The sequence below is a fragment of the Novosphingobium sp. SG751A genome (assembly GCF_013149295.1).
In the GTDB taxonomy this organism is placed as follows: domain Bacteria; phylum Pseudomonadota; class Alphaproteobacteria; order Sphingomonadales; family Sphingomonadaceae; genus Novosphingobium.
Genome location: NZ_JABGCB010000012.1, coordinates 169304 through 195014 on the forward strand (window position 1 = coordinate 169304; position 25711 = coordinate 195014).

At 64.0% G+C, this 25711-nt stretch carries 32 protein-coding genes; 9 read left to right on the forward strand and 23 right to left on the reverse strand.

Features of this window, described 5'->3' with window-relative positions; genetic code table 11:
- Positions 1-182 precede the first annotated feature (182 nt).
- Positions 183-905, forward strand: coding sequence for a folate-binding protein YgfZ (locus FHW96_RS17235; RefSeq protein WP_172341805.1), 723 nt, complete (start codon positions 183-185; stop codon positions 903-905).
- Here the strand turns inward: FHW96_RS17235 and FHW96_RS17240 are convergent.
- From FHW96_RS17240 to rplU, 4 genes are all read right to left on the reverse strand, one after another.
- The gene (locus tag FHW96_RS17240; protein WP_172341806.1) at positions 889-1497 is read right to left on the reverse strand and encodes a TetR/AcrR family transcriptional regulator; all 609 of its coding nucleotides are present in this window, start codon (positions 1495-1497) and stop codon (positions 889-891) included. The genes FHW96_RS17235 and FHW96_RS17240 overlap by 17 nt on opposite strands.
- Before the next feature lie 180 nt (positions 1498-1677).
- Positions 1678-2247 carry a GNAT family N-acetyltransferase gene (locus FHW96_RS17245; protein WP_172341807.1) on the reverse strand — a complete coding sequence of 190 codons (570 nt, stop codon included), beginning with the start codon at positions 2245-2247 and terminating at the stop codon, positions 1678-1680.
- A gap of 320 nt (positions 2248-2567) precedes the next feature.
- Complete coding sequence (rpmA, locus tag FHW96_RS17250) at positions 2568-2837, reverse strand: 50S ribosomal protein L27 (protein WP_172341808.1); 270 nt, start codon at positions 2835-2837, stop codon at positions 2568-2570.
- 18 nt (positions 2838-2855) lie between these two features.
- Positions 2856-3158, reverse strand: coding sequence for a 50S ribosomal protein L21 (gene rplU / locus FHW96_RS17255; protein ID WP_172341809.1), 303 nt, complete (start codon positions 3156-3158; stop codon positions 2856-2858).
- 275 nt (positions 3159-3433) lie between these two features.
- Here rplU and FHW96_RS17260 point away from each other — a divergent pair, with 275 nt between their 5' ends.
- Positions 3434-4021, forward strand: a complete 588-nt coding sequence (locus FHW96_RS17260) for a hypothetical protein (RefSeq protein WP_172341810.1) — start codon at positions 3434-3436, stop codon at positions 4019-4021.
- Positions 4022-4034: 13 nt separating this feature from the next.
- Here FHW96_RS17260 and FHW96_RS17265 read toward each other — a convergent pair whose 3' ends face one another.
- The 15 genes from FHW96_RS17265 to coxB all read right to left on the reverse strand — a co-directional run bounded on the left by FHW96_RS17265 (position 4035) and on the right by coxB (position 15846).
- Entirely contained in the window at positions 4035-4505 is a 471-nt protein-coding gene (locus FHW96_RS17265; RefSeq protein ID WP_172341811.1) for a molybdenum cofactor biosynthesis protein MoaE, read from the reverse strand.
- Positions 4502-4735, reverse strand: a complete 234-nt coding sequence (locus FHW96_RS17270) for a MoaD/ThiS family protein (protein WP_216650931.1) — start codon at positions 4733-4735, stop codon at positions 4502-4504. The genes FHW96_RS17265 and FHW96_RS17270 overlap by 4 nt, the downstream gene beginning before the upstream one ends.
- Positions 4736-4737: 2 nt before the next feature.
- On the reverse strand, positions 4738-5748 hold the full coding sequence (gene moaA / locus FHW96_RS17275; RefSeq protein ID WP_172341812.1) for a GTP 3',8-cyclase MoaA: 1011 nt from the start codon (positions 5746-5748) through the stop codon (positions 4738-4740).
- 4 nt (positions 5749-5752) lie between these two features.
- Positions 5753-6097, reverse strand: a complete 345-nt coding sequence (locus tag FHW96_RS17280) for a Rossmann fold domain-containing protein (RefSeq protein ID WP_172341813.1) — start codon at positions 6095-6097, stop codon at positions 5753-5755.
- Positions 6098-6469 (reverse strand): dihydroneopterin aldolase, encoded by a 372-nt coding sequence (locus tag FHW96_RS17285; protein WP_172341858.1) that lies wholly within the window; start codon positions 6467-6469, stop codon positions 6098-6100.
- A gap of 288 nt (positions 6470-6757) precedes the next feature.
- Entirely contained in the window at positions 6758-7654 is an 897-nt protein-coding gene (locus FHW96_RS17290) for a class I SAM-dependent methyltransferase (RefSeq protein WP_172341814.1), read from the reverse strand.
- Positions 7654-9054 carry a threonine synthase gene (gene thrC / locus FHW96_RS17295; protein WP_172341815.1) on the reverse strand — a complete coding sequence of 467 codons (1401 nt, stop codon included), beginning with the start codon at positions 9052-9054 and terminating at the stop codon, positions 7654-7656. The genes FHW96_RS17290 and thrC overlap by 1 nt, the downstream gene beginning before the upstream one ends.
- Positions 9055-9371: 317 nt before the next feature.
- On the reverse strand, positions 9372-10016 hold the full coding sequence (locus FHW96_RS17300) for an SURF1 family cytochrome oxidase biogenesis protein (protein ID WP_172341816.1): 645 nt from the start codon (positions 10014-10016) through the stop codon (positions 9372-9374).
- Positions 10013-10318 carry a DUF983 domain-containing protein gene (locus tag FHW96_RS17305; protein WP_371815741.1) on the reverse strand — a complete coding sequence of 102 codons (306 nt, stop codon included), beginning with the start codon at positions 10316-10318 and terminating at the stop codon, positions 10013-10015. Before FHW96_RS17305 ends, FHW96_RS17300 begins: the two co-directional genes overlap by 4 nt.
- 103 nt (positions 10319-10421) lie before the next feature.
- Positions 10422-11252, reverse strand: a complete 831-nt coding sequence (locus tag FHW96_RS17310) for a cytochrome c oxidase subunit 3 (protein WP_172341817.1) — start codon at positions 11250-11252, stop codon at positions 10422-10424.
- 154 nt (positions 11253-11406) lie between these two features.
- Positions 11407-11970: a cytochrome c oxidase assembly protein gene (locus tag FHW96_RS17315; protein ID WP_172341818.1), complete on the reverse strand. Its 564-nt coding sequence runs from the start codon at positions 11968-11970 to the stop codon at positions 11407-11409.
- 3 nt (positions 11971-11973) lie between these two features.
- A complete protein-coding gene (locus FHW96_RS17320) occupies positions 11974-12117 on the reverse strand; it encodes a hypothetical protein (RefSeq protein ID WP_168604944.1) in 144 nt (47 codons plus the stop codon).
- The gene (locus FHW96_RS17325; protein WP_172341819.1) at positions 12114-13055 is read right to left on the reverse strand and encodes a heme o synthase; all 942 of its coding nucleotides are present in this window, start codon (positions 13053-13055) and stop codon (positions 12114-12116) included. The genes FHW96_RS17320 and FHW96_RS17325 overlap by 4 nt, the downstream gene beginning before the upstream one ends.
- Positions 13056-13181: 126 nt before the next feature.
- Positions 13182-14873 (reverse strand): cytochrome c oxidase subunit I, encoded by a 1692-nt coding sequence (gene ctaD, locus FHW96_RS17330; protein WP_172341820.1) that lies wholly within the window; start codon positions 14871-14873, stop codon positions 13182-13184.
- Positions 14874-14898: 25 nt separating this feature from the next.
- On the reverse strand, positions 14899-15846 hold the full coding sequence (coxB, locus tag FHW96_RS17335) for a cytochrome c oxidase subunit II (RefSeq protein WP_253951033.1): 948 nt from the start codon (positions 15844-15846) through the stop codon (positions 14899-14901).
- 249 nt (positions 15847-16095) lie between these two features.
- Here coxB and pyrE point away from each other — a divergent pair, with 249 nt between their 5' ends.
- Genes pyrE through ruvX form a run of 7 tightly spaced genes read left to right on the forward strand, consistent with a single transcriptional unit; the run spans position 16096 to position 21489 of the window.
- A complete protein-coding gene (gene pyrE / locus FHW96_RS17340; protein WP_172341822.1) occupies positions 16096-16680 on the forward strand; it encodes an orotate phosphoribosyltransferase in 585 nt (194 codons plus the stop codon).
- The gene (locus tag FHW96_RS17345) at positions 16680-17423 is read left to right on the forward strand and encodes a pyridoxine 5'-phosphate synthase (RefSeq protein ID WP_172341823.1); all 744 of its coding nucleotides are present in this window, start codon (positions 16680-16682) and stop codon (positions 17421-17423) included. The genes pyrE and FHW96_RS17345 overlap by 1 nt, the downstream gene beginning before the upstream one ends.
- A gap of 7 nt (positions 17424-17430) precedes the next feature.
- Positions 17431-17832, forward strand: a complete 402-nt coding sequence (gene acpS, locus FHW96_RS17350) for a holo-ACP synthase (protein WP_172341824.1) — start codon at positions 17431-17433, stop codon at positions 17830-17832.
- 14 nt (positions 17833-17846) lie between these two features.
- A complete protein-coding gene (gene lepB / locus FHW96_RS17355) occupies positions 17847-18725 on the forward strand; it encodes a signal peptidase I (RefSeq protein ID WP_172341825.1) in 879 nt (292 codons plus the stop codon).
- A gap of 1 nt (position 18726) precedes the next feature.
- Positions 18727-19824, forward strand: a complete 1098-nt coding sequence (locus FHW96_RS17360) for an AI-2E family transporter (RefSeq protein ID WP_172341826.1) — start codon at positions 18727-18729, stop codon at positions 19822-19824.
- Between the two features lie 43 nt (positions 19825-19867).
- The gene (locus FHW96_RS17365) at positions 19868-21022 is read left to right on the forward strand and encodes a DUF3089 domain-containing protein (protein WP_371815742.1); all 1155 of its coding nucleotides are present in this window, start codon (positions 19868-19870) and stop codon (positions 21020-21022) included.
- On the forward strand, positions 21010-21489 hold the full coding sequence (ruvX, locus tag FHW96_RS17370; RefSeq protein ID WP_172341828.1) for a Holliday junction resolvase RuvX: 480 nt from the start codon (positions 21010-21012) through the stop codon (positions 21487-21489). The genes FHW96_RS17365 and ruvX overlap by 13 nt, the downstream gene beginning before the upstream one ends.
- Positions 21490-21720: 231 nt before the next feature.
- Here ruvX and FHW96_RS17375 read toward each other — a convergent pair whose 3' ends face one another.
- The 4 genes from FHW96_RS17375 to argH all read right to left on the reverse strand — a co-directional run bounded on the left by FHW96_RS17375 (position 21721) and on the right by argH (position 25676).
- Positions 21721-22503, reverse strand: a complete 783-nt coding sequence (locus tag FHW96_RS17375) for a bifunctional precorrin-2 dehydrogenase/sirohydrochlorin ferrochelatase (RefSeq protein WP_172341829.1) — start codon at positions 22501-22503, stop codon at positions 21721-21723.
- Positions 22504-22748: 245 nt separating this feature from the next.
- Positions 22749-24011, reverse strand: coding sequence for a diaminopimelate decarboxylase (gene lysA / locus FHW96_RS17380; RefSeq protein WP_172341830.1), 1263 nt, complete (start codon positions 24009-24011; stop codon positions 22749-22751).
- A gap of 41 nt (positions 24012-24052) precedes the next feature.
- Positions 24053-24295 (reverse strand): hypothetical protein, encoded by a 243-nt coding sequence (locus FHW96_RS17385; protein ID WP_172341831.1) that lies wholly within the window; start codon positions 24293-24295, stop codon positions 24053-24055.
- A gap of 7 nt (positions 24296-24302) precedes the next feature.
- On the reverse strand, positions 24303-25676 hold the full coding sequence (argH, locus tag FHW96_RS17390; RefSeq protein ID WP_172341860.1) for an argininosuccinate lyase: 1374 nt from the start codon (positions 25674-25676) through the stop codon (positions 24303-24305).
- Positions 25677-25711: the final 35 nt, after the last annotated feature.

Consider the following 25711-nt stretch of genomic DNA (forward strand, 5'->3'; position numbering starts at 1 on the left):
TTGAAAGCCTGCGGCGCCTTAAGCACGAGCTTGCCGCGCCGCAGGCCTTCAAACCATCCCAGCCAACTCCGCCACGAACTCTGGCGCCACCCCATAACGGGATTGCAAAGGGCCCCCGCCCTTTGCCCGCCGGAGGCAAATTCCCCCTTCCCTTTTCCCGCATCCATCCCCACCTATTCCGAATGACCTATCTCGCCTCCCGCGCCCTCATCCGCCTGTCCCCCACCGCGCCGGACGAGGATGTCCGCAAATTTCTGCAAGGGCTGGTGACACAGGATGTCGTGCTGGGCGCGCTGCCGACCTATGCCGCGCTGCTGACGCCGCAGGGCAAGGTGATCGCAGATTTCATCGTATGGGCCGATGGGGCGGACCTGCTGCTGGATGTGGCGGCGGATCAGGCCGATGGGGTGGTGAAGCGCCTGTCGATGTACCGCCTGCGCCGCGCGATTGCGATTGGCCGAGATGAAGCGCTGGCCGCGCATTGGAGCCTTGCGCCCCATGACGGCGCTGTGCCCGATCCGCGGCTGGAGGAGTTGGGCTATCGCTGGCTGGCAGCAGATGATGATGCGCCGGTTGACGCTGAATATTTTGCCCATCGTTTGTCTTTGGGCGTGGCCGAAGGGGCCGAGATTGCCGATCTGCTCTGGTTGGAATGCAATGCGGTTGAGCTGAACGGCGTGTCCTTCACCAAGGGCTGCTATGTCGGGCAGGAAAACACTGCACGCATGAACTGGCGGCAAAAGGTCAACCGCCGCGTGGTGGTGGTGCCCACCGCGCAATCTCGCCCGGATCGCCAGAGAGCGGATTATCCCGCGCTGGGCCTGTCGGTTGAACATTGGCGGGTCGATGACATCGCCAACCCGCCCGCCTGGTTCACGCCGGAAGACATTACCCCAGAGGCGTAAGCGCCCGCTCCGCCGGGACAAGGCCCAGCCGCACCGCCTCGGTTTCGATCAGGCGGGCGGCCATTTCGCGGCTGGAATCGCGCGAAATTTCCAGCGAATCGGCCAATGACGCGCCAATCATCGAATCGCCCAGCGCCAGCAGAACCAGCGTCTGCGTCACATGGCGCATGCACACCTCGCCCGCATCATGCACCTCGTCCACGATGGCGTGGATCGAGCGCACAATCGTGTCGAGCGCATCGACATTGCCGATCAGCCGCATCCAGCTGACAAGTTGCCCGCCGCCCTGCTTGCCAAAAGCGTCAAAGGCCAGATCGACCACATCGCGGGCGCTGCCGCTGCCGTCGCGCTGGGCCAGAACGGCGCGCGCGACCGACGCGCAGATCGACACCGCCATATGCTCGGCCAGTGCCTTTTGCAGTTCAGCCGCCGAACCAAAGTGATGCAGAAGATTCGCATGGGTACGCCCCACCCGCGCCGCCACGGCTTTCAGCGTCACGCCCTGCGGCCCCTGCTCAACCAGCAGATCGCGCGCCGCCTCCATCGCGGCATTGCGGCTTGCTTCGGGGGAGAGACGCTTCTTGGGGCCCATGTCTTATGTCCAAACAGTACAAACCCGCAGGCTCGCAAAACCACATCCCCGACCCATAAAGGTTTAGGCGTAGTCAAGCAAGAAGCGAAAGCTTCGACCCACTAAAGCTGTAATTTTCATTCACACATCAGCGTGTTTGCGTAATGTCAGACATATGAACATGGCACGCCGATGCGCCTGTCAGGCCGCACGTCTCCCCTCCATACCGCCATCGGGCGAATCATCCTGATCGCCATGTTCGGCGCAAAGCTCGATCTCGAACCGGGCCGAGGGGCAAGCCTGCCCCCGCCCCGCGCTGAAAATCGCGCCGCGCTCGTCCACCGGCCGAAAACCCAGCCGCCGCAGCACCAGCCCCGAAGCCGGATTATCCAGAAAATGCCGCCCGACCAGCCGCTTATGCCCCAGCCCGCGCGCCAGCCCGAGCATCGCCCGCCCGGCCTCAGTGGCATAACCCTGCCCCCAATGCGCGCGCGCGATCCAATAGCCGATGTTGGCCTCGCCCTCGATCTCGCTCAATCCGATCGAGCCGATCAGCGCGCTGCCTTCGGCGCCCGGGCGCGTGATCAGGAAATGCGGCAGACGCTCGTCCTGAGGCTGGCCGGCGAACCAGCGCGCATCATTTTCGGTATAAGGCCAAGGCGCGCGCGCCAGATTGCGCACGATACCCTCATCGTCGATCGCGGCGTGGATCGCGTTCCAGTCTTCTGGCCACGCGGGCCGCAGAAACAGCCGTTCGCTGCGGAAGAACATGTGTATCACTCCAAATCCCCGGTCCCGTTCGGGACGCTTTGATCCTCAGTCCCGCGCAGGATTCCTATAGGCGCGCAGTGACATTGCGGTGACGACCGGCTTCAGCCCAGCGCATGCTGAACCGCATTGGACGCAAATTTGCCTTGATCGAACGCAAACCCACGTTTGCCTCCGAACTCTTTGGCTGCGTCCCACCGATCGGCGGGTGAAGGAGAGATACGAAAAGAGGGAGATGGGCCGGGCCCCTCTCCCTCGTTCAGCCAAGGTGTCAGAACCTTGGCGGGGCCATCCCATCAGGATGGCCCAGATAGACCATCCGCTTACTCGGCGGCTTCGGCCAACGCGTCAACCGACACGTATTTGCGACCAAGCTTGCCGTCGTGGAAACGCACGCGACCTTCGGTCAGAGCAAACAGCGTGTGATCCTTGCCGATGCCGACATTGGCGCCCGGATAGACCCGCGTGCCGCGCTGGCGGATGATGATGTTGCCACCGATCACCAGCTGGCTGCCGAACTTCTTCACGCCAAGGCGCTTGGACTGCGAGTCGCGACCGTTACGCGACGAACCGCCTGCTTTCTTATGTGCCATTGTCGAAAACTCCTGAGCTTAGGCGGCCGCGACCGACACGATGCGCAGCAGCGTGAGCAGCTGGCGATGGCCGTTCTTACGACGATAGTTGTGACGGCGGCGCTTCTTGAAAACGATCACCTTTTCCGACTTAGCCTGAGCGATGATCTCGGCCGAGACCACCACCTTCGAAGCGTCGGCGACAACGCCTTCTTCGCCGGCCAGCAGAACTTCACCCAGCGTGATCGTCTCGCCGGCTTCACCAGCCAGCTTTTCGACCGCGATCTTGTCTCCGGCGGCGACCCGATACTGCTTACCGCCCGTGCGCACGATAGCGAACATGATGCAAATCCATTCAAAAAATTACGTGGCCGCCCCGGCCGCGTTTCCCGAAACCTGCCGCCAAGCCAAAGGCCGAGCAAGGCGGTTATTCGAGGAGCCGCGAGCGACGCGCCGACCCCCGCCACACACGGCAGGGTTCGGAAAGAAGCTGCGCCGTTAGTGCAACCGCCCCCGCCTGTCAATGCACCGCTTCACACAAAGGGCCATTTCCTCCCGGAAACTCTGGCCAATTTCTGCCCTCTGGCGCATGGACACAGGCGTGCTATGGCGCATCCATGCTTGGCTTTATCGCAAAATCCGCCTCATCGACAAGTGCGCAGCGCCACCGATTCGCACGCGCGCCCCGATTCGCTCCGCTGGCTCTGCTGATTCCCGCCCTGCTGGGGGGATGCAGCACCGCCTCCTATCCCTCGCTGGCGCGCCGGGCCGAGGAAAAGCCGGTTGCCGCGCCCGTGACCGCCACTGGCAAGACCGCCGCGCAGGACGGAGCCACGGCCGATCTCAATGCAAAGCTTGATTCGCTGCGCCGCGCCGCGCGCGATGCCGACAAGGCGTTTGCCGCCGCCCGCCCCGCCGTCGACAAGGCGCTCAACGCCGCCACCCGCGCTGCGCCGGGCGACGAGACATGGCAGCAGGCCAATCTGGCGCTGAGCGACCTTGAGCGTCAGCGCGGCGCACTGGGCCTTGTCGAGGGCGATATCGAGGAACTCTATGCGCAGGATCGTCTGGCCCATGCGCCGGAGAATCCCGATGCGCCGCGCGCCGCTGTGCGGATGATCGAGGCCGCCCGGACCGAAATCCTTGCCCTTGCCGCCGCGCAGGATCGCGTCCTTTCCGCCGCTCGGCGGAAATTGCCGCGTTAAGCCCCCCCCGGGTTTAAGCCTGCGTCTGGCCCCAACGGGCCAGATCGGCATAATCCTGTTCGCGCGGTTCGACCCAGGCCCATTGACCGCCGCGCTTTTCGCGCTTCCAGAACCAACTCTCGCTTTTCAGATGGTCCATCGCGAAATCGGCGGCGGCAAAGGCGTCGCGCCGATGCCGCGAGGCCGCCACCACCAGCACGATCGGATCGCCCGGCGCCATTTCGCCCACCCGGTGCCAGATCAGCAAGCCATCGAGCGCCCAGCGCCCCAGCACATCCTGCGCCAAGGCCTGCATCCCCGGCAGGGTCAACGGTGCGTAATGCTGAAGTTCAAGCGCCTCAACATCCGCGCCTTGCTGAGCGCTATCGACTCTGACCTGCCCCAGAAAGCTGACCACCCCGCCCGATTGCGGGTGGGCGGCGGCAAAGTCGCGCATCGCGCCTGCCGCATCAAACGCCATTTCGATCAGCCGAACCTCGATCATCCACCGCTCACCGGGGGCAGAAAGGCCAGCTCATCGCCGGGTTTCAACACCAGCCCATCCCGTGCCACCAACGCTCCATTGAGCGCCACCCTGATGCGCGCGCCGGTCAAAGCCTGCACGAGATCATGCTCCAGCCCCGAGAGAATCGCCGCCAGAGGCCCCGGCGCCACCTCGCGCTCTGCCCCTCCGGCGAGATCCGCCAGACGCCCCAGAAACACCAGCCGCGCCATGATCACCCCCCTGTCATAGACATATGACGCGGCAAGGCAGGCTCCGCGCCGGGGCGGTTGATTTCGAAATGGTGACGCGCGGGCTTGATCCGCATCGCCTCGTTCAACGCGGCTTCCAGCGCGCTCTCCGGCTCCTCGCTGCGCAGCGCGGCACGCAGGTCCACCTGCTCGCGCCCGCCAAGGCAGGCAAACAGCTGCCCGGTGGCCGTCACACGCACCCGGTTGCAACCGTCGCAGAAATTGCTGGTCAACGGCGTGATCAGCCCCAGCCGACCGCCGGTTTCCTCCACATGCCAGTAGCGCGCCGGACCACCGCTGCGATGGGCATCCTCCGACAGGGTGAAGCGCTGCTCCAGCGCGCTGCGCACCTGCGTCAGCGGCAGATAGTGATCGTAACGATCTCCCTCCACCTCGCCCAGCGGCATGACCTCGATCAGCGTGATCTCATGGCCCGCGCCATGCGCCCATGCCACCAGATCGCCGATCTCGTCCTCGTTCTCGCCCTTAAGAGCAACCGTGTTGATCTTGACCGCCAGTCCCGCCGCGCGCGCAGCGGCAATGCCCTCCAGCACCTGCGGCAACTGATCGCGCCGGGCGATTTTCGCGAATTTCTCGCGATCCAGCGTGTCGAGGCTGACATTGACGCGGCGGATCCCCGCCTCGCGCAGATCCTCGGCAAATTCGGCAAGCCGCGTGCCATTGGTGGTGATGGTAAGCTCGTCCAGACCATCCCCGATCTTGCGCCCCAGCGCCCGCACCAGTTCGATCATGTCGCGCCGCACCAGCGGCTCGCCGCCCGTCAGGCGGATCTTGCGCACCCCGCGCCCGATGAAGCCCAGCGCCAGCTTGTGCAGTTCCTCAAGGCTGAGCACTTCGGATTTGGGCAGGAAAGTCTGCCGCTCGGGCATGCAATAGGTGCAGCGCAGATCGCACCGATCAATCACCGAAAGACGCAGATAGGAAATCCGGCGTTGAAACTGATCGACCAAAGGTTGGCGCTGCGGCTGGTTCATGGGGTTAATCTATCACCGCTCCGGGCGCTTGGCTATCCAGTCTCAGAATTTGCCCGGTAATCCCCGGCGAGGCGGCCAAAAATGCGCAGGCCGCCGCAATCCCGGCCGGCTCGTCGCATTCCACCAGATTGGCCCGCGCCGGGGCATAAGCCCGCGCCAGCCCCTGCACCGCCGCCAGACGCCACCCACGATGCTCATGACCCGCCAGAGGCATCACCAGCACAAGATCGCCATCGGCCAGCATCGCCTCGGCCTGAGCCAGCCATTGCGCATGAAACGCCACGGCCGCGGCCAGAGGGGCGGCCGGCAGATCCTCTATGCTCAGAATATTTTCAGGAGTACCAGACACTTACCGCCGCTCGCGCGTCAAGGTCATGCCGATCTTTTCCCCCGCCTCGCTGATGGCCAGCTTGACGATCTTAACCGTAACCGCCTCAACCCGCTCGTCCTGCAGGAACAGGGTTTCGACAATATGATCGGCCACCGCCTCGATCAGCGTGAAATGCACGCCCTCGGGCAGCGCATCGCTGGCCGCGAATTTCAGATCCATGTAATTCTTGCTCGCCCCCAGCGGCGTGTCGGGCAAATAGCGGTCATAGGGCTTCAACCGTACGCTCACGCTAATGCGCAAGGGCTGCTTCTGGCCCGTTTCCTCCGAATAAACGCCCGTCAGAACGTCCACTTCGAAATCGGCCACTTCAAGAATCAGGCTGTCCGCCACGTTGGATGCTTTCACGATGATTGGGGGTATTTGCGCGCGGGCGGATGGCAGGTTGCGCGGGGGGAGTCCAGAAAGTTTTGAAACAGGGCCTCCGGCGGGCAAAGGGCGGGGGCCCTTTGCAAACCCGTTAATGGGGTGGCGTTTCGCCCGCTCGTAGGCTGATGTGGTATGGCTTATTAAAGCCTGCATCCATCAGCTTTAGTTGATGTCGAGCGGGGCAAAGACAGTATCGGGATTGCAAAGAGACAAGTCCCTTTGCTCGCCGGAGGCAAACCTACCCCCTTACACTCAATCCCTGCGCCACCGCGCAAAAATCGCCGTGGGCAACATCCGCCCCGCTCCATCCTCGCGCACCGCCAGATCGCCATGTTCGACATAGCCGGGCAGGTCGGCAAAGGCTTCCTCAAGCAATCCGGCGATGGCCAGCGAGGACATGCGTACCGCATAGACGGTGAGAAAGAGATAACGGCTATCGCTGTCCAGCAATTGGCGCGCATCGTGGATCAGCCCGGGCAGGTGTTCTTCCAGCCGCCAGACCTCACCATCCGGCCCGCGCCCGAATTTGGGCGGGTCCATGATGATGCCGTCATAGCGCTTGCCGCGGCGGACTTCGCGCGCGGTGAACTTGGCCGCATCATCGACAATCCAGCGCACCGGGCGGTTTTCCATGCCCGACAGGGCGGCGTTGACCCGCGCCTGCGCCACCGATTTCTTGCTGGCGTCCACATGGGTGACGGGCCCGTACTGGCTCAGTGCCAGTGTGCCGACCCCGGTATAGCCGAACAGGTTGAGCGTGCTGGCATCGCTGCGCTCGCCCAATTGCTGCCCCATCCAGCCCCAGACAGGCGCCATATCGGGAAAGAAGCCCAGATGGCGGAACGGCGTGCATTGCGCGGTGAATTTCACGCGCTCCTCGCCATTGGCCCAGCCCAGAGACCAGCCATCGCGCGGCACCGGCTTGGTGTAATTCCAGCGCCCGCCGCCATCCTCATCCGCACCCGGCACGAATTCGCCATGGGCATCCCAATCGGCCATGCGCGGCTGCCACAGCGCCTGCGGTTCGGGGCGGATGAAGCGGTAGTCGCCATAGCGCTCCAGCTTGCGTCCTGCGCCCGAATCGACCAGCCCGTAATCGGCCCAGCCCTCGCCGGTCAGCAGGACGGGCTGATGGATCAGCTCTGCCATTATGCCTTCGCGGTCGCCCGTTCGGCGACATAGGCGCAAACCGCGTCATAATCGCCCGGCAGTTCGGCATAGCGCTCCTCGCGCTCAAACAGATCGCCCACGCGCTCGGGCAGGCCGGGGCGGTGGCCGGTGCTGCGTTCCACCGCTTCGGGGAACTTGGCCGGATGCGCGGTGGCCAGCGTGACCACCGGGGTGGCCTTGTCGATGCCCGCGTTGCGCGCGGCGTGAATGCCGATGGCGGTGTGCGGATCGAGCAATTCGCCCGCCGCTTCCCAGCCCCAGCGGATCGCCTGCGCCATTTCGTCGGCATCGGCGCGGGCCGATACGAACAAAGCCGCCGCGCCTTCGCGCTGCGCATTGGTCAGGGTCATCGCCTTGGTGGCCTCAAACCCGGCCATCTGCTCGGCCAGTGCCAAGCCATCGCGTCCGCCCACATCAAACAGCAGACGTTCGAAATTCGACGACACCTGAATGTCCATGCTGGGCGCAGCGGTGGGCGTAACGGTCCCGGCCGAATAATCGCCGGTCGACAGCGCGCGGTGCAAAATGTCGTTCACATTGGTGGCGACAATCAGCTTGGCAATCGGCAGGCCCATCTGCGCGGCGACATAGCCGGCGAACACATCGCCGAAATTGCCGGTGGGGACCGAGAAGGCCACTTCGCGCTCCGGCGCGCCAAGTTGCAGCGCGGCGGCGAAATAATAGACCACCTGTGCCATCAGACGCGCCCAGTTGATCGAGTTGACCGCGCCGATGTTGAAGCGGTCGGTCACGGCCTTGTCGTTGAAAATGCGTTTCACCATCGCCTGCGCATCGTCGAAGCTGCCCTCGATGGCGATGTTATAGACGTTGGGGGCCAAGACGGTCGTCATCTGGCGGCGCTGCACGTCGCTCACGCGGCCCTTGGGGTGCAGCATGAAGATATCGACCTTGGCGCGGCCCGCCACGGCGTCAATCGCCGCGCTGCCGGTGTCGCCGCTGGTGGCGCCCACGATGGTCAGGTTCTGGGGGCTGCGGCCCAAAAATTCTTCGAACAGCAGGCCCAGCAGTTGCAGCGCCACATCCTTGAACGCCAGCGTCGGGCCGTGGAACAGTTCCAGCAGCCACTGCTGCTCATCGAGCTGCTTCAAAGGCGTGACGGCGGCATGCGAAAACCGGCCATAGGCCGCCGTGGTCAGCTCCAGCAGGCGGTCATAGCTCAGGCTGTCGCCCACGAAAGGCGCCATCACCTTGGCCGCCAGCTCCGCATAGGGCAGGCCCGCCAGCGCGGCGATCTCGGCCTTGGAAAAACGCGGCCACTCGCGCGGGACATAAAGCCCGCCATCGCTGGCCAGACCCGCCAGAGTCGCGCCTTCAAAATCAAGAACCGGTGCGTTGCCGCGCGTGGAGATATATTCCATGGGATTCCCTGTCCGTTTGGGCCGCGCGTTAGCGCCAGAGGCGCGCAGGGGCAAGGGGTTTGGCTTTGGGTGGGGGATTCAAGGGTTTTATGCCTCCGGCGGGCAAAGGGTCTCGACCCTTTGCAATCCCATTATGGGGGGGCGCGTGGTTTGCGGCGGGGGTGTTTGCCGTGTGGGTTGTAAAGCCTGCGGCGCGGCGGCCTCGTGCCAATTGGCACCGCGGGCTTTAAAATTCAAACGGCGCGTCCGACACCCAGCGGCCGAACCCATAACGCAACGCATACAATAACGGGAGCGCGAGGGACGAGTCCCTCGCATCATTCCCCTTCTTCTTGCCGCCCCAACACCCTCTTCCTCACCGCCACCGCATAAATCACCAGCGCGGTCAGCGCGAAAAGGAACCACTGCACCGCATAGGACAGATGGTTATTGGGCAAATCACGCGGATCGGGCTTCGCATTCTCCGCCAGCCCCGCCAGCGCCGGATCGGCCACGACATGATGCGCAAATTCCCCGCCCGGCACGACCAGCCCCCGCACCCGCCCGCCGCTCCACGCCACAGGCGCGGGCTTATTGCTCCACCCCAGCACGACATCGGACAGCACGCCCTTGGGCGCCTCGGTGGGACGGAAACCCTGCGTATCGACCGGCGCGGTCAGGCATCGCGCGATATGCGCCCAGCCCGCCTGCCCTGCCGCATTGCGCCCGGACTGCGCCGAGATCTGCAACACCTGCTGGCACCAGAACTCAGTCCGATGGAAATCGCGCGCATCCGAACTCTTATACCGCCACACCTCGCCGATGGAGACCGGGCTGCGGTCTCCCTGCGCGGCGGTGAAGCGGGCAATCTTGGCCTCTTTCTGCGCCAGACGGTCCAGCTGCCACAGGCCAAGGTGGACCATATAACCCGCCGCCGCCAGCACCAGCAGCGTGGGGATCACAGGCAATCTGCGCCAGGTCATTGCGAATCGACATCCTTTGCGCCTGCTTCACTCGCCCGCCGCTGATACTCCGCCGTCAGCAAAGCCGCCTTGGACACGCGCAGCCCATAGAGCGTGGGCAAAACCACCAATGGCACCAACACCGCGACATAGACCCACACCGGCGGATCGACATCCAGCGCCAGCCACGCCGCCACCCCCGCCGCCAGCGCACCGACCCCAAAGGTCAGGAAAGCCGCAGGTCCATCGCCCACATTGAACGAACCAAAATCCAGCCCGCATTTTTCACAACGCGGCGCAAAATGGGCGATTCCCGCAAACAATCCCTTGGCCCCGCAACGCGGGCACAAACCGAACAGGGCAGCCGAGACGATCCCCGGCTGCCCGATTGCTGTTGAATGCCCGGATGGTGAATGCGGCGTCTGATCAGTCAACCGCAAAGCCCCAGTTGCCCCAGATGTAGATGCACACGAACAGGAACAGCCACACCACGTCGACGAAGTGCCAATACCAAGCGGCGGCCTCGAAGCCGAAATGCTGGCGCGGGGTGAAATCGCCGCGATAGGTGCGGGCCAGACAGACCGCGAGGAAGATCGTGCCCACGATCACGTGGAAGCCGTGAAAGCCCGTAGCCATGTAGAAGGCCGAGCCATAGGTGTTCTTGCCGAAGGCGAAGGGCGCATGGGCATATTCAAACGCCTGAAGGCTGCTGAACAGGATGCCCAGAATGATGGTCAGCCACAGCCCCTTCTTCAGGCCGCTGCGGTCGCCGTGGATCAGGCTGTGATGCGCCCATGTGACGGTCGTGCCCGAAAGCAGCAGGATCATCGTATTGAGCAGCGGCAGGTCGAAAGCGTCGAGGACGGCTTCCAATTCCTTGGGCGGCCATTGCCCGCCCACCACCTTGGAAATGGTCGAGGGAAAGAGCGAGAAATCGAAAAAGGCCCAGAACCAGCCGACAAAGAACATGACTTCCGAGGCGATGAACAGGATCATGCCATAGCGCTGATGCAGTTGCACCACCGGTGTATGGTCGCCCGCATGGGCCTCGTTCACGATCTTGTTGAACCAGGTGAACATGGCCGCCAGCAACAGCGCCAGCCCCGCCCAGGGCACGATATGGCCCAGCGCCCCGAACGTGTCGGGGTGCATCATGAACACCATGCCTGTGGTAAAGGTGAAAGCCCCGATCGTGGTGGTCAAAGGCACCAGATCAGGCGGCAGGATATGGTAGTCATGTGTCTTGCCAGAGGCCATCGCATTCATCCCCTTTTTGCCATGGGTGCGGGCCTGTTGCGGCCTCTGTCCCCCGGGCATTGTTGTGTTTGAACCTATCTTTCCTACGCCGCCCGGTCCAGCATGATTTGCAGGCCCCAAAGCGCGAATTCACTGCTCCTTCCGCCCGCCGGACTTATGCGCCGGGCACGCGGTGGAATGTGTAACTCAACGTGATCTGCTCCAGACCTTTGAGGTCCTTGTCCTCAAGGATCTTGGGATCGACGTAATAGCTGACCGGCATGACCACGCTTTGGCCCGGTTGCAGCACCTGCTGGGTAAAGCAGAAACAGGCCACCTTGGTGAAATAGCGCGCAGCCTCATCGGGCGAGACGTTGAAGCTGGCCGCCCCGGTGATCGGCTTGTCCGAAGTATTATGCGCCTCGAAAATCGCCAGCGTGCGCGCGCCGATGGCCACGGTCTGCGTGGTCTGGCGCGGGCGGAAATGCCATGGCATGCCCGGATCGACATTGGCGTCGAAGCGCACCGACATCATACGCCCGGCCGCGATCTTCACCCCCGCCGCCTGCGCCTCGCTGGCCCGCTGGGGCGTGCCGCCAAAGCCGGTCGCCTGACAGAATATCCGATAGAGCGGCACCGAGGCATAGCCGAGCCCAGCCATCCCCAGCGCCACGCCCGCCGCGATCATCGCCACGCGGCGGTTGCGATTTTGCGGCGCGGGCGGGGTCAGGCTGGCCACGGATCAATGCCCCATCTTGGCAATGGTGATGGCAAAGAACAGCACCACCAAACCCAGCAGCACCAGACCCAGCGCCTTGTTGCGCCCGGCGATGATGCGCTTGCGCTCCTCCATCTTGCTTGCGTCCATGTCGATCGGTTCGCTCACAGATATCCTCCGATGATCGGCACCCAGCGATCCGCCACCAGCGCGGCGAACAGGGCGAAAAGATAAAGCACCGAGAAAGCGAAAAGCTGCTTTTCCGGCTTCATGGTGTCGTCGTCATCGCGCCGGTTGCGAAAACCAACCCGGATCGCCAGCAACAGGAACAGCGTGGACAGCACGCCCGCCGACACGCCGTAAATCCACCCCGGCCCGCCATCCGCCTTGGGCAGGAACAGCGGCAGCAGCGTAAGCGGCAACAGCAGCACCGAATAGGCGAAGATCTGGCGACGGGTGGATTTTTCCCCCGCCACCACCGGCATCATCGGAATGCCCACCTTGGCGTAATCGGTCTTCACAAACAGCGCCAGCGCCCAGAAATGGGGCGGCGTCCACATGAAGATGATGAGGAACAGCAGCACCGGCATCCATGTGATATGGCCGGTGACCGCGACCCAGCCGATCATCGGCGGAAAGGCCCCCGCCCCGCCGCCGATCACGATGTTCTGCGGTGTGCGCGGTTTCAGCCAGACCGTATAGACCAGCGCGTAATAGACAATCGAACCGGCAAGGATCAGCGCGCAGAGCCATCCCGCCGCCAGCCCCATGGTCAGCACCGAAAGGCCAGCCAGCGCCATGCCGAAATCGCGCGCCGATTCGCGCTCCATCCGCCCGGCGGGCAAGGGCCGCTTGGCGGTGCGCTTCATCCCCGCGTCAATGTCGGCTTCCCACCACTGGTTAAGCGCGGCGGCCCCGCCGGCGCCCACCGCGATGCACAAAATCGTGGCAAATCCGATCACCGGATTGATATGCCCCGGCGCCGCCAGCAGTCCGCAAAGGCCGGTAAAAATCACCAGCGTCATCACGCGCGGCTTGGTCAGGGCGAAGAAATCGCGCCAGTCGGCAGGCTGACGGGCGGCAGCGGCTTGTTCGGGGGTGCTCATGGGCATTCCCCCTTGCGCCATTGCGCCGCGATGTAAAGGGAGCACGAGCGACATGGCTGTCCCTTCGAGTGACAGATGCGGCCGGATTGCAGGCGCCCGAACAGGGTTCGGGCGCCTCAACCATTCTTAATGGTGATCTTCGTCCTTGATCACCGGCACGGTTTCGAACTGGTGAAACGGCGGCGGGCTGGATAGCGTCCATTCCAGCGTCGTGGCGCCCTCGCCCCAGTAATTGCCTTCGGCCTTTTTGCCCATGGTGAAGGCATAGATGATGTTGATCAGCCAGATGCCGATCGACACCGCCATCACCATATAGCCGATCGTGGCAATATGGTTCCAATAGGCATAGGCGGGCGTAAAGTCAGGGTAACGGCGCGGCATGCCCTGCATCCCGAGGAAATGCATCGGGAAAAAGATCATGTTCACCCCGACAAAGAACACCGCGAAATGCAGATAGGACAGCAATTCCGAGTGCCAACGCCCGCTCATCTTGGGGAACCAGTAATAGAAACCGGCAAACAGCGAGGTCACCGCGCCCAGCGAGAGCACATAGTGGAAGTGACCCACCACGTAATAGGTGTCCTGAAGATTGTCGTCCAAACCGCCATTGGCCAGTTCGACACCCGTGACGCCGCCAACGGTGAACAGGAAGATGAAGCCGATGGCCCAGACCATGGGCGAGGCAAAGCGGATCGAACCGCCCCACATCGTCGCGATCCACGAGAAGATCTTGATTCCGGTGGGCACAGCGATCACCATCGTGGCGGTGGTGAAATACATCTTCACGTCTTCGGACAGGCCGGTGGTGTACATGTGGTGCGCCCACACGACAAAGCCCACCACGCCGATCGCCACCATAGCATAGGCCATGCCCAGATAGCCGAACACCGGCTTGCGGCTGAAGGTGCTGACGATCTGGCTGATGATGCCGAAACCGGGCAGGATCATGATGTAGACTTCGGGATGGCCGAAGAACCAGAACAGATGCTGGAACAGCACCGGATCGCCGCCGCCCGCCGCATCAAAGAAGGTGGTGTGGAAATTGCGGTCGGTCAGCAGCATCGTGATGGCAGCCGCCAGCACCGGCAGCGCCAGCAGCAGCAGGAACGCGGTGACCAGCACCGACCACACGAACAGCGGCATCTTGTGCAGAGTCATGCCAGGCGCGCGCATGTTGAAGATGGTGGTGATGAAATTGATCGCCCCCATGATCGAGCCCGCACCGGCAAGGTGCAGCGAGAAGATCGCGAAATCGACCGCCGGCCCCTGCGAACCCGAAGTCGAGAGCGGCGCATAGGCCGTCCAGCCGATCCCCGCGCCTTGACCCGTGCCGCCCGGCACAAAGGCCGAGCAGAGCAGCGAGCAGAAACCCGCCACCGTCAGCCAGAACGAGATGTTGTTCATGCGCGGAAAGGCCATGTCGGGCGCGCCGATCATGATCGGCACGAACCAGTTGCCAAAGCCGCCGATGATCGCGGGCATGACCATGAAGAACACCATGATCAGGCCATGGGCCGTGATCAGCACGTTCCACAGGTGCAATTGCTGGTCAAAGCTGGGGTTTTTCGTACCCAGCAGATCGGCAAAGAACCCCAGATACTGAATACCCGGCTGCGCCAGTTCAGCGCGCATGATACCGGAAATCGCGCCGCCGATGATCCCCGCCGTGATGGCGAAGATCAGATAGAGCGTGCCGATATCCTTGTGGTTGGTCGACATGAACCAGCGGGCGAAAAAGCCCGGCTTGTGATCATGATCGTGGTGGTCATGCACATGCCCATCGGAATGGGCGTGAAATTCGTCTGCGATGGTAGCCATTGTTCTTCAAACCCTCGCGTAAAAGTTATTCGCCGGACGAGGCAGCGGCAGCCACCTCAGTCCCCGAAGCGGCCTCGGCGGCGGGAGCAGCGGCGGCAGGCGCCGCAGCAGGCTCGGGCGCACCGTCGATCTTGGCCCCCGCATGGGTCAGCACCCAGGCGTTATACTGAGGGCGCGGCAGCGCCTCGACCACGATCGGCATATAACCGTGGCGCGCGCCGCAAAGCTCGCTGCACTGGCCATAATAGACGCCCGGTTCCTTGACGAAGAGCACCTTCTCGTTGATCCGCCCCGGCACCGCGTCCAGCTTGAACCACAGCGAGGGTACCGCAAAGGAGTGGATCACATCCGCGCCCGTGGTCTGCAGGCGAATCGGTTCACCCACCGGCACCACCATGCGGTTGTCGGCGGCCAACTGCGGCGGCTCGCCGCGCTTCACCGCTTCTTCGTGGCTCAGCATGTTGCTGGTCACTTCGAACTCACCATTGTCGGGATAGGCATAGGTCCAGTACCACTGGTTGCCGATGGCCTTGATGGTCAGCGCTTCCTTGGGCGGGGTCTTGAACTGATGGGCCAGCAGCTTCATCGAGGGCACGAAGACCACCAGCAGGATCAGCACCGGAATGCCGGTCCAGATCACTTCGAGCAGCGTGTTGTGGCTGGTCTTGCTGGGCACCGGATTGGCGCGCGAATTATAGCGGATCATGACCCAGATCAGCAGGCCCAGCACAAAAGCCGTGGTCGCGATCAGCACGGTCATCACGATATTATCGTGCATCCACAAGGCCTCAAGCCCGGTGGGGGAATATTGGGTTTGAAAGGTCAGCCCGCCGTCAACCGGCATGCCCTTGCCGGGCGTGGGCTTCATCGGGGTATAGCCGCCCGGCGCCACGGCCAGACGATCGGCGGCAGCATGAACCGCCCCCGCCGCAATCAGCGCCAGCCCCGGCAACGTATTCAAGGCAAGACGCAACGTTCGGCGCCCGAAGGCCCCGGATACTTCTCCCAAAATCATGGCCTACGTTCTTTCTTCTTCGCCGCTCGGAAGAAAAGCCCCCTCCTCGTCCGGCGTCCCACAGGCATGGGGACTTTTGTCCCTTAGGAACAGGGTGTACCAGCGCTTGCCCCAGCCCACAAGCGCCTCTAGGGGTAATTTTGAAGCAGGGCGCGCGCCGCTCCTGCGGGAATCGCACAAGTTTTTTGGACGAAGGCAAGACAAAGCATGACCGAAGAAGAGGTGCTGGCCGAATTCCGCGCCAGCCATGCCCTGCTCGAAGGGCATTTCCTGCTCTCCTCTGGCCGCCACAGCGCGCATTATCTGCAATGCGCCCGCGTGCTGATGAACCCGGAACGGGCAAGCCGTCTGGCGATTGGCATTGCCCAGAAACTGCCGCGCGATCTGCGCAAAGAAATCCAGAAGGTCATCAGCCCGGCGATGGGCGGATTGATCATCGGCCATGAAGTGGGCCGCGCTCTTGGCGTGGACGCGATGTTTGTCGAACGGCCCACCGGCACGTTCGAGCTGCGCCGCGGCTTTTCCATCGAACCGGGCGACAAGGTGCTGATGGTCGAGGACGTGGTGACCACGGGCCTGTCGAGCCGAGAGGCGATCAAGGCCATCGAGGATGCGGGCGGCAAGGTGATCGCGGCGGCGGCCCTGATCGACCGCAGCGCGGGCAAGGTGGATCTGGGCGTGCCCTTCTATCCGCTGATCGCGCTCAATTTTCCCACCTATGCGCCTGAAGAAGTGCCCGCCGCTCTGGCCGCCACGCCTGCGGTCAAGCCCGGCAGCCGGGCCAAGCCGTAATGAACGCGCTGTTCCCCGCCCGTTTGCGCCTTGGCGTCAACATCGACCATGTGGCCACAATCCGCAACGCGCGGGGCGGCGCCCATCCTGATCCCGTGCGCGCGGCGCAGATCGTCGCGGCCGTGGGGGGCGATGGCATCACCGCCCATCTGCGCGAGGATCGCCGCCATATCCGCGACGAGGATCTGGCGCGCATTCAGGCTTCGACCTCTCTGCCGCTGAACCTGGAAATGGCCGCTACGGACGAGATGCTGGAAATCGCGCTGCGCCACAAACCGCACGCCGCCTGCATCGTGCCCGAGCGGCGCGAGGAGCGCACGACCGAAGGCGGGCTCGACGCGGCGGGGCAACACAATCGCCTCGCCCCTATCGTTCAGCGTTTGACCGATGCGGGCATCCGCGTCTCGCTCTTCATCGCGCCCGAAATGCGCCAGCTTGACGCCGCGATCCGCCTTGGCGCGCCGGTGGTGGAATTTCACACCGGCGAATATGCCCATGCCGAAGGCGAGCAGCGCGCGGTGGAACTGAAGCGCCTTGCCGACATGGCCGCCCTTGCCGCGCGCAACGGCATCGAGCCCCATGCGGGCCACGGCCTGACCTATGACAATGTGCAACCCGTCGCCGCCATTCCCCAGATCGCCGAACTCAACATCGGCCATTATCTGATCGGCGAGGCGGTGTTCGTGGGCCTTGAAAACGCGGTGCGCCGGATGCGCGAGCTGATGGACGCCGCGCGGGGGTAAAAACACGATGATCCTCGGCCTTGGCACAGATCTGGTGAATATCGACCGCATCGAGGCGGCGCTGGAACGGCATGAGGCACGCTTTCTGGCGCGCAGCTTTACGCCTGCCGAAATCGCTCTGGCCGATTCGCGCCCGGCGATGCGCGCGGCCACGCTGGCCAAGCGCTGGGCCGCCAAGGAAGCCTGCGCCAAGGCCCTTGGCACCGGGATCGGGCGCGGCTTTGGCCTTACCGACATCGAGGTCGTGCGCAATGATCTGGGCGCGCCCTCGATTGCGCTCTACGCCGGGGCGGCCGATCGTCTGGCCGCGATCACCCCGCCGGGCCATACATCCTGCCTCCACCTCTCGCTCACCGATGATTTGCCATGGGCATCCGCCACGGTCATCATCGAAACCCTGCCTCTTTGAAAGACGATTCCCCAATGTCCGCCTCCAGCGATACCAAGACCAATGACGCCGCCAAGCAGCCCATCGACTGGCTGGCCGAGGTGCGCGGGCTGGGCGGCATGTTGCTGGCGGTGCTGGCGTTTCACTCTTTCGTGGCCAAGCCTTTCTACATTCCCTCGGCCTCGATGCTGCCGGGATTGTGGGTGGGCGATCATCTGGTGGTGTCGAAATATCCCTTCGGCTGGAACTGGGCCTCGCCCAGCTTTCACGTCCTGCCGCGCGGCAACTGGCGCGTATGGCCCGGCACGCCCGATTACGGCGATGTGGTGATCGTGGTCCCGCGCGACCGGCCCGGCGACGATTATATCAAGCGTGTGGTGGCGCGACCGGGCGACCGCATCGCGCTGCGCCACGGCCAGATCATCCTCAATGGTCGCCCGGTGCCCCAGGCGGTCGAGCCGCCCGCCGAAATTCCGCTCGACGCGATCCGGGGCGATGAAGACCCCTACCCCTGCGAAGGCCCCGGCTTCATCGGCCTGAAGGAACGCAAGCCCTCCGGCCAGGAAGTATGCTCGATCCCCGCATGGCGCGAAACCTTGCCCAATGGCGCAACCTATACGATCCTCGATCATATGGAGCAGCCCTTTGACGACATGGCCGAAATCCGCGTGCCCGAGGGCCACGTCTTTGTGATGGGCGACAATCGCGACCATTCGGCCGACAGCCGCGTGCCGCTCGAAGAACGCGGGCTTGGCGGGCCGGTGCCTTTGTCGGATGTGGGCGGGCGCGCCGAATTTATCACCCATTCGTTTAACGGCACGGCGGGCTGGAACCCGCTGAGCTGGTTCACCGGCCTGCGTTCGGGCCGCGCGGGCACGTCGCTGCGCCCGCCGCTGGCGGCCAAGCCCAAATAATATGGCCCAAACACCCCGCAAGCCCCCCACACCTCGCCAGCGCCGCGCCGGCCCGACCGACATTCGCGACCCGATGGTGCGCAATGAGGCGAAAAAGGCGCTGATTTGGCTGGGCATTGCCGGGTTGATGGTGCTGCTGGTGGTGCTGGCGCAACCGTTGATGGTGGTGTTTGGCGGCATGGTGTTTGGCGCGCTGCTGGATGGCGGTGCGCGATTGCTGGGGCGGATATTGCCGATCCCGCGCATCTGGCGGGTGGCCATCGTGCTGGCGGCGGCCACCGGCTTTGCCATCTGGTTTGCCACCTATGCCGGTTCGCAAATCGCGCTTCAGGCCGCCGCTCTGCCCGAAATCCTGATGGCGCAGGCGCAAAAGGGCCTGCACTGGGCTGAGCGCCACCGGCTGATTACGCTCAACCGCAGCACGATCCAGACCTTTACCGAACAGGCCATCGCGGGCGCGGCGCAATTGCCCAGCGTGCTGGGCGGGCTGTTTGGCGGCATGGCCACACTGTTTCTGATCCTCGTGCTGGGCGTCTATTTCGCCATCGATCCCCAGCCCTATCAGCGCGGTCTGGCATGGATGCTGCCGGGCGAAAGTCGCCCGTTCTTCGAACAGATGTTTACCCAGATGGGCCATACGATGCGGCGCCTGCTCTTCGGGCGGCTGGTCGGCATGGTGATCGAGGGGGTAACCATCGGCCTTGCGCTTTCGGCCTATGGCGTGCCCATGGCGACGCTGCTGGGGCTGATTACCGGGGTGCTGGCATTTTTGCCCAATATTGGCGCGCCGGTTTCGGGCCTGCTGATGGTGATGGTGGGCTTTTCGGGCGGTACGTCCATGGGGCTTTACTGCATCGGCGTTTATATCGTGGTTCAGGGGATCGACGGCAATATCGTCGTGCCCATGGTGGCCAAGAAAACCGCCGATCTGGCCCCCGCGCTGGTGCTGGCGATGCAGTTGATGATGGGGGCGCTGTTCGGCATTCTGGGCCTTGCGCTGGCCGATCCGATGCTGGCCATGCTCAAGGTCCTGCTGGAAAGGCTGGCGGCGCGCGGCGCGATGGCGCATGATGGGGCCGAAGTGACAGAGCAGGTGTAACTCTCCCTTGGCGCGAAAGTTTGTTTATGGCGTTGCAATACTGGTGGTGCTTGTGATCGGTGCGCTGGGTGCTTTGCGCTATTGGGCCAAGGAATTGACGCAATTCACCTTTGTTCCGGTGGTGCCGTTTTCCGCCCCGCCGCCGCAGGCCGCCAATGCCTATGCCGATCCGGCCATGTGGTATTCGCGCGGGGCGGGCGGGCCCAATGATCCTTCGCGCTGGCGTCCCAATGGCGCCCCGGTGGACGAGGCGACTTTGCCCGTGGCGGTGTTCTTTATCCATCCCACCAGCCATTTCGACCGGCTGCACTGGAATTCAGCGATAGATGAAACGCTGATTTCGGGACGGACCGAAATCCTGCTGCGCGGCCTTGCCACGCCCTTCAGTGCAGCCGCAGAGGTCTGGGCACCGCGCTATAGGCAGGCGACACTGGGCGCGTTTCTGACCGACCGGCCATCGGGGCGGGCGGCGCTGGACGTGGCCTATAGCGACGTGCTGGCCGCGTTTGATGAATTTATCGCGCAGGTCGATCCCCGCCTGCCCATCGTGATCGCCGGACACAGTCAGGGCGCGTTTCACCTGATGCATCTGATGCAGGACCGCGTGGCGGGCAAGCCTTTGGCCGCGCGGGTGGCGGCGGCCTATGCGGTGGGCTGGCCGGTCAGCCTGACGCATGACCTGCCCGAAATGGGCCTGCCGGCCTGCGAAGGCCCCGATCAGGCCGGCTGCGTGATCTCATGGCAGAGCTTTGCCGAACCGGCCGAAACCGACATGGTGCGCGAGGCCTATGCTCGCTTTCCCGGCCTTGATGGCGTGGCGCGGGGCGACAGCCCGTTCCTCTGCGTCAACCCCATCACCGGCCGCCCCGGCGACGCCTCCCCCGCACAGGCTAATCCCGGCACGCTGGTGCCCGATGGCGCGCTGACCGGGGCCAGCCTGATCCTCGGCCTCGTGCCCGCGCGATGCGCGCCGGACGGCTTTCTGATGATCGGCCCCGCGCCCCAGCTTGGCCCCTTCGTCGCGCCGGGCAACAATTTCCACGTCTATGACATACCCCTGTTCTGGAGCGCCTTGCGCGCGGATGTGGCGCGGCGGGTCAAAGCATGGCATGGGGCGCCTCCCGCAAGGGCCGCCCGCAAGGCGCCCGACGCGCAAACCGAACAAACCGCAGGCTGGTGGCGTCAATGGCTGAGCTGATTACCCTTTCCGCGCTGGATATGCGCGATGCGCTGCCCGATGGCGGGGGCCTGATCGGCCTCGACTTGGGCACGCAGACCATCGGCACGGCCTTTGCCGACGCGGAATGGCGCATCGCATCGCCCGGCAAAACCATCACACGCGGCAAATTCAGCGTGGACAAACTGGCCATCGCCGCTCTGATCGAGGAGCGCGGGATCAAGGGCATCGTCATCGGCCTGCCGCTGAACATGGACGGCACATCGGGCCCGCGCGCGCAATCGGCCAGAGCCTATGCCAAGAACCTTGCCGTGCTGGGCCTGCCCATTCTGCTGTGGGACGAACGCTGGTCCACCACCAGCGCCGAGCGCGGACTGATCGAACAGGACATGAGCCGCGCCAAGCGCAAAACCCGCATCGACAGTGCGGCGGCGGCGGTGATTTTGCAGGCTGCCTGTGATGCGATGGCGGGCGGGATGAGGTGGTGAAGAAGGGAGTTTAAGATGCGAGGGTCTAGACCCTCGCGCTCCCTTTACTGTCTGCGTGATACCATGGGTTCGGCGTGGAGTGTCAGACGCAAGATCAGAAATTTAAAGCCTGCGGCGCCTTTTCATAAGCGCCGCAGGCTTTAAAAATTCCGATCCCCCCGGTGGCAAACCATACCCCATTAACGGGATTGCAAAGGGCCCCCGCCCTTTGCCCGCCGGAGGCAAGCCTTCCTACCTCCTCACAATAACCCACACCCCACCGCGCGCCTCAAACCCCTGCCCGCGCGCGATTTTCACCCGGATCGCATCGGCCCGCGCGCGCGCCAGCACGGCATCGGGCACGCCTTCCTCCACCGCGATCCCATCGGCCCCGCCCAGCCAGCGGGCCTGACGCAGCGTGAGATCATCCGGATCGGGCGAGGTCAGCACGAATTCAACCAGCGTCTCGTCAGGCAGAGCGGCGCCTGCAAGGAAGGCATCGACCCGGCCCGCGCTGCCATCGTCGAGCGGGTCGAGCATCCCTCCCTGCCCCAGCGCCACGTCGAGCGCGCGGCGGCGATCAGCCGCATCGGGAAAGCGCCTGCGCAGCACCGTCCGTGCCGCGCCCAACGCCTGCGCCAGCGCGCCCAGCCCCTCGGGCAGCAGCGCCTCCAGCCGCAGCCGCAATTGCTTGGCCAGCCCCGCCGAGACGCCCCCCGTGCCCACCGCGATCAGCACCGGCGAGCGGTCAAGGATCGACGGCGTGGTAAAATCACACAAGTCGGGCTGATCGACGACATTGACCAGCAGGCCCGCGCCGCGCAGACGCAGGGCATCGGCGGCGGCGGCCTCGCGGTCCTCATAGGCCACGAAGGCCAGACGGGCGCAGCGGTCGATCCCCTCCTGCATATCGTCGAAAACCTGTCCGCCCGCGCGTTCGACAAGGCGACGTTTCGCCTCCGCCGCATCGCCTGCGCCCAAAACGATGACAGGTTGGCCCTTGATGCGGTGGAAGAGGGGGAGTGTGTCGATCATCGGGTGGTTTATAGAAGGAAGGAGGATTTATGCGAGGGTCTAGACCCTCGCGCTTCCATGACTGTCCACGTTGCGCCTTGAGTTCGGCCAAAAGGTATCGGACGCGGGGTCAGAAATATGAAAGCCTGCGGCGCCTTTTACCAGCGCCGCAGGCTTTCAAACGTCCAATCATCCCGGTGGCAAACCACCCCATTAACGGGATTGCAAAGGGCCCCCGCCCTTTGCCCGCCGGAGGCAAAAAGCCTTTAATCCTTCAACCAGTCCGGCACCTGCTCGGCCGCCAGAATCGCCGCCGGATCGATGCGGTTGGCCACAACCGCCCACTGATCACCATTGACCATCACCTCGGGCACCAGCGCGCGGCTGTTATAGGTGTTGGCCATGGTGGCGCCATAGGCCCCGGCGGTGCGGAACACGGCCAGATCGCCCGCCTTTACCACATCGATCTCACGCCCCATGGCGAAAGTGTCGGAGGATTCGCAGATCGGGCCGACGATATTGGCGGTGAACTTATCGCCATTGGGCTCAACGGCCAGAAAATCGTGCCACGAACCATAAAGCGCCGGGCGGGCAAGGTCGTTCATGGCCGCGTCCACGATCACGAAGGGCGTGGTCACGCCTTCCTTGACGCGCACCACTTCGGTCACCAGCACGCCCGAATTGCCCGCGATCACGCGGCCCGGTTCGAACATCAGCGTCACGCCCCAATCGGCAGTGACACGCGCCACCATGGCGGCATATTCGGACGGAGCGGGGAACACCTCATCGGCCTTGTAAGGCACGCCGATGCCGCCGCCAAGATCCATATGGGTGATGCTCAGACCCTGTGCACGGATGGCGCGCATCAGTTCGCCCATCTTGCTAAACGCGGCCTCAAGCGGGTCGAGCTTGGACAACTGGCTGCCGATATGGACGGCGAGGCCACGCATCTCGATGCCCGGCAGCGCGGAAAGGCGGGCATAGATCCCGGCGGCCCGGTCATAAGCCACGCCGAACTTGTTTTCCGCCATGCCGGTGGAAATCTTGGCATGGGTGCCCGCGTCCACATCCGGGTTCACGCGAAGCGCGGCATGGGCCACCAGCCCGAGCGAAGCGGCAATCGCGGCCAGCTCGACGCCTTCCTCTTCGCTCTCGATGTTGAACTGGCCAATGCCCGCCTTGACCGCGCGGGTCAGCTCATCCGCCGTCTTGCCGACGCCGGAAAAGACCACGCCCTCAGCCGGAATACCTGCGGCCAGCGCGCGATCCATCTCGCCCGCCGAAACCACGTCCGCGCCGTAACCTTCGCGCGCCAGCAGCTTCAAAACCGCCAGATTGGGGTTCGACTTGACCGCAAAGGCGATATGCGTCGAGGGCAGGATCGACAAAGCCTCGCGGAAAACGCGGGCATGGCGCGTCAGCGTGGCGGCCGAATAGATGTAAACCGGCGTGCCCACGGCGCGGGCAATGGCGGAAATGGCGGTGTCTTCGGCATGAAGAGCGCCGTCAACGTAATGAAAATGATCCATATTTTCTCAAATCCTGCGGAAGGGGCGAAACGCCCTCCGGCTTAATCTTGCGGGGGCAGGTCGAAGGCATCGTCCGTGCGCGGTTCAGAGCGCGTGTGCAGCTCTACGTTGCGGCTGGGACGGGCCTGAGACGACTGGCTGAGCAATTCATTCGCGCTCGGCTTGTCTTTGCGGCCAATGGGCGGCTGGGGCAATTGATGCCCCGGCGCGGGTTTAAGCTCGCCCTGCGTGCCGCAGCCCGCCAGCGCCAGCAGCGCGATCATCGGGAAAATTGCAGCACGCATACGGGCGTTACTCCATACCAAGCGCGGCGCGAGCCTGCGCCACACGTTGTTCTACCTGAGAAGGCGCCGTGCCGCCATGGCTGGCGCGCGATGCCACCGATGCCTCGACCGAAAGCGCGGGATAGACCGCATCGGTGATGCGCGGGTCGATCGCCTGAAGCTCGTCCAGCGAGAGCTGATCCAGCGCGCGCCCCTTGCTTTCGGCCAGCTTGACCGCCGCGCCCGTGATGTGATGGGCCTCGCGGAAGGGGATGTTGGCCTGACGCACCAGCCAGTCGGCCAGATCGGTGGCCGTGGCATAGCCCAGCTCGGCGGCCTGACGCATACGGTCGGTGCGGAAGGTGGTGCTTTCCACCATGCCGGTCATCGCGGCCAGACACAGGGTCAGCAGGCCGGCGGCTTCAAACACCGGCGGCTTGTCGTCCTGCATGTCCTTGGAATAGGCCAGCGGCAGGCCCTTCATCGTGATCATCAGGCTGGTGAGCGAACCGATGATGCGCCCCGAATGGCCGCGCACCAGTTCGGCGGCATCGGGATTCTTCTTTTGCGGCATGATCGACGAGCCGGTCGACAGGCTGTCGGGCAGGCGGACAAAACCGAAGGGTTGACTGGCCCAGATGATAAATTCCTCGGCCAGACGCGACAGGTGCAGCGCGCATTGGGCAGCCGCCATCAGGTAATCGAGCGCGAAATCGCGGTCCGAGACCGAATCGAGGCTGTTATCGGTGGGGCGTGCAAAATCGAGCGCGGCGGCGGTCGCGAAACGGTCGATAGGGAAACCCGTGCCAGCCAAAGCGGCCGCGCCCAACGGCGACTGGTTCATGCGCGCGCGGGCATCGGCGAAGCGCGACACATCGCGCGCGGCCATTTCGTAGTAAGCCATCAGATGATGGCCAAGCGTCACCGGCTGGGCGGTCTGAAGATGGGTAAAGCCCGGCATGATCGAATGGGCATGTTCGCCCGCGCGGGCCACCAACGCCTTTTGCAGAGCATCCAGCCCGGCCAGCGCCTCATCCACGGCATCGCGCACCCAGAGGCGGAAATCGGTGGCCACCTGATCGTTGCGGCTGCGCGCGGTGTGCAGGCGCCCCGCCGCCGGGCCGACCAGCTCGGCAAGGCGGCTCTCGGTGGTCATGTGAATGTCTTCGAGGTCCCAGTTTTCCGGAACGCCGCTGACTTCATATTCGCCCGCGACCTGATCCAGACCGGCGCTGATCGTGGCGGCATCCTGCGCGCTCACAATCCCCTGCGCCCCCAGCATGGCCACATGGGCCTTGGAGGCGCGGATGTCCTGACGCCAAAGGGCCTTGTCGAAGGGGATCGAGGCGTTAATCTCGCGCATGATGGCGCTGGGCCCTTCGGCAAAGCGCCCCCCCCACATCTGATTGGAGCCTGCCTTGTTGTCACCTTCGCTCA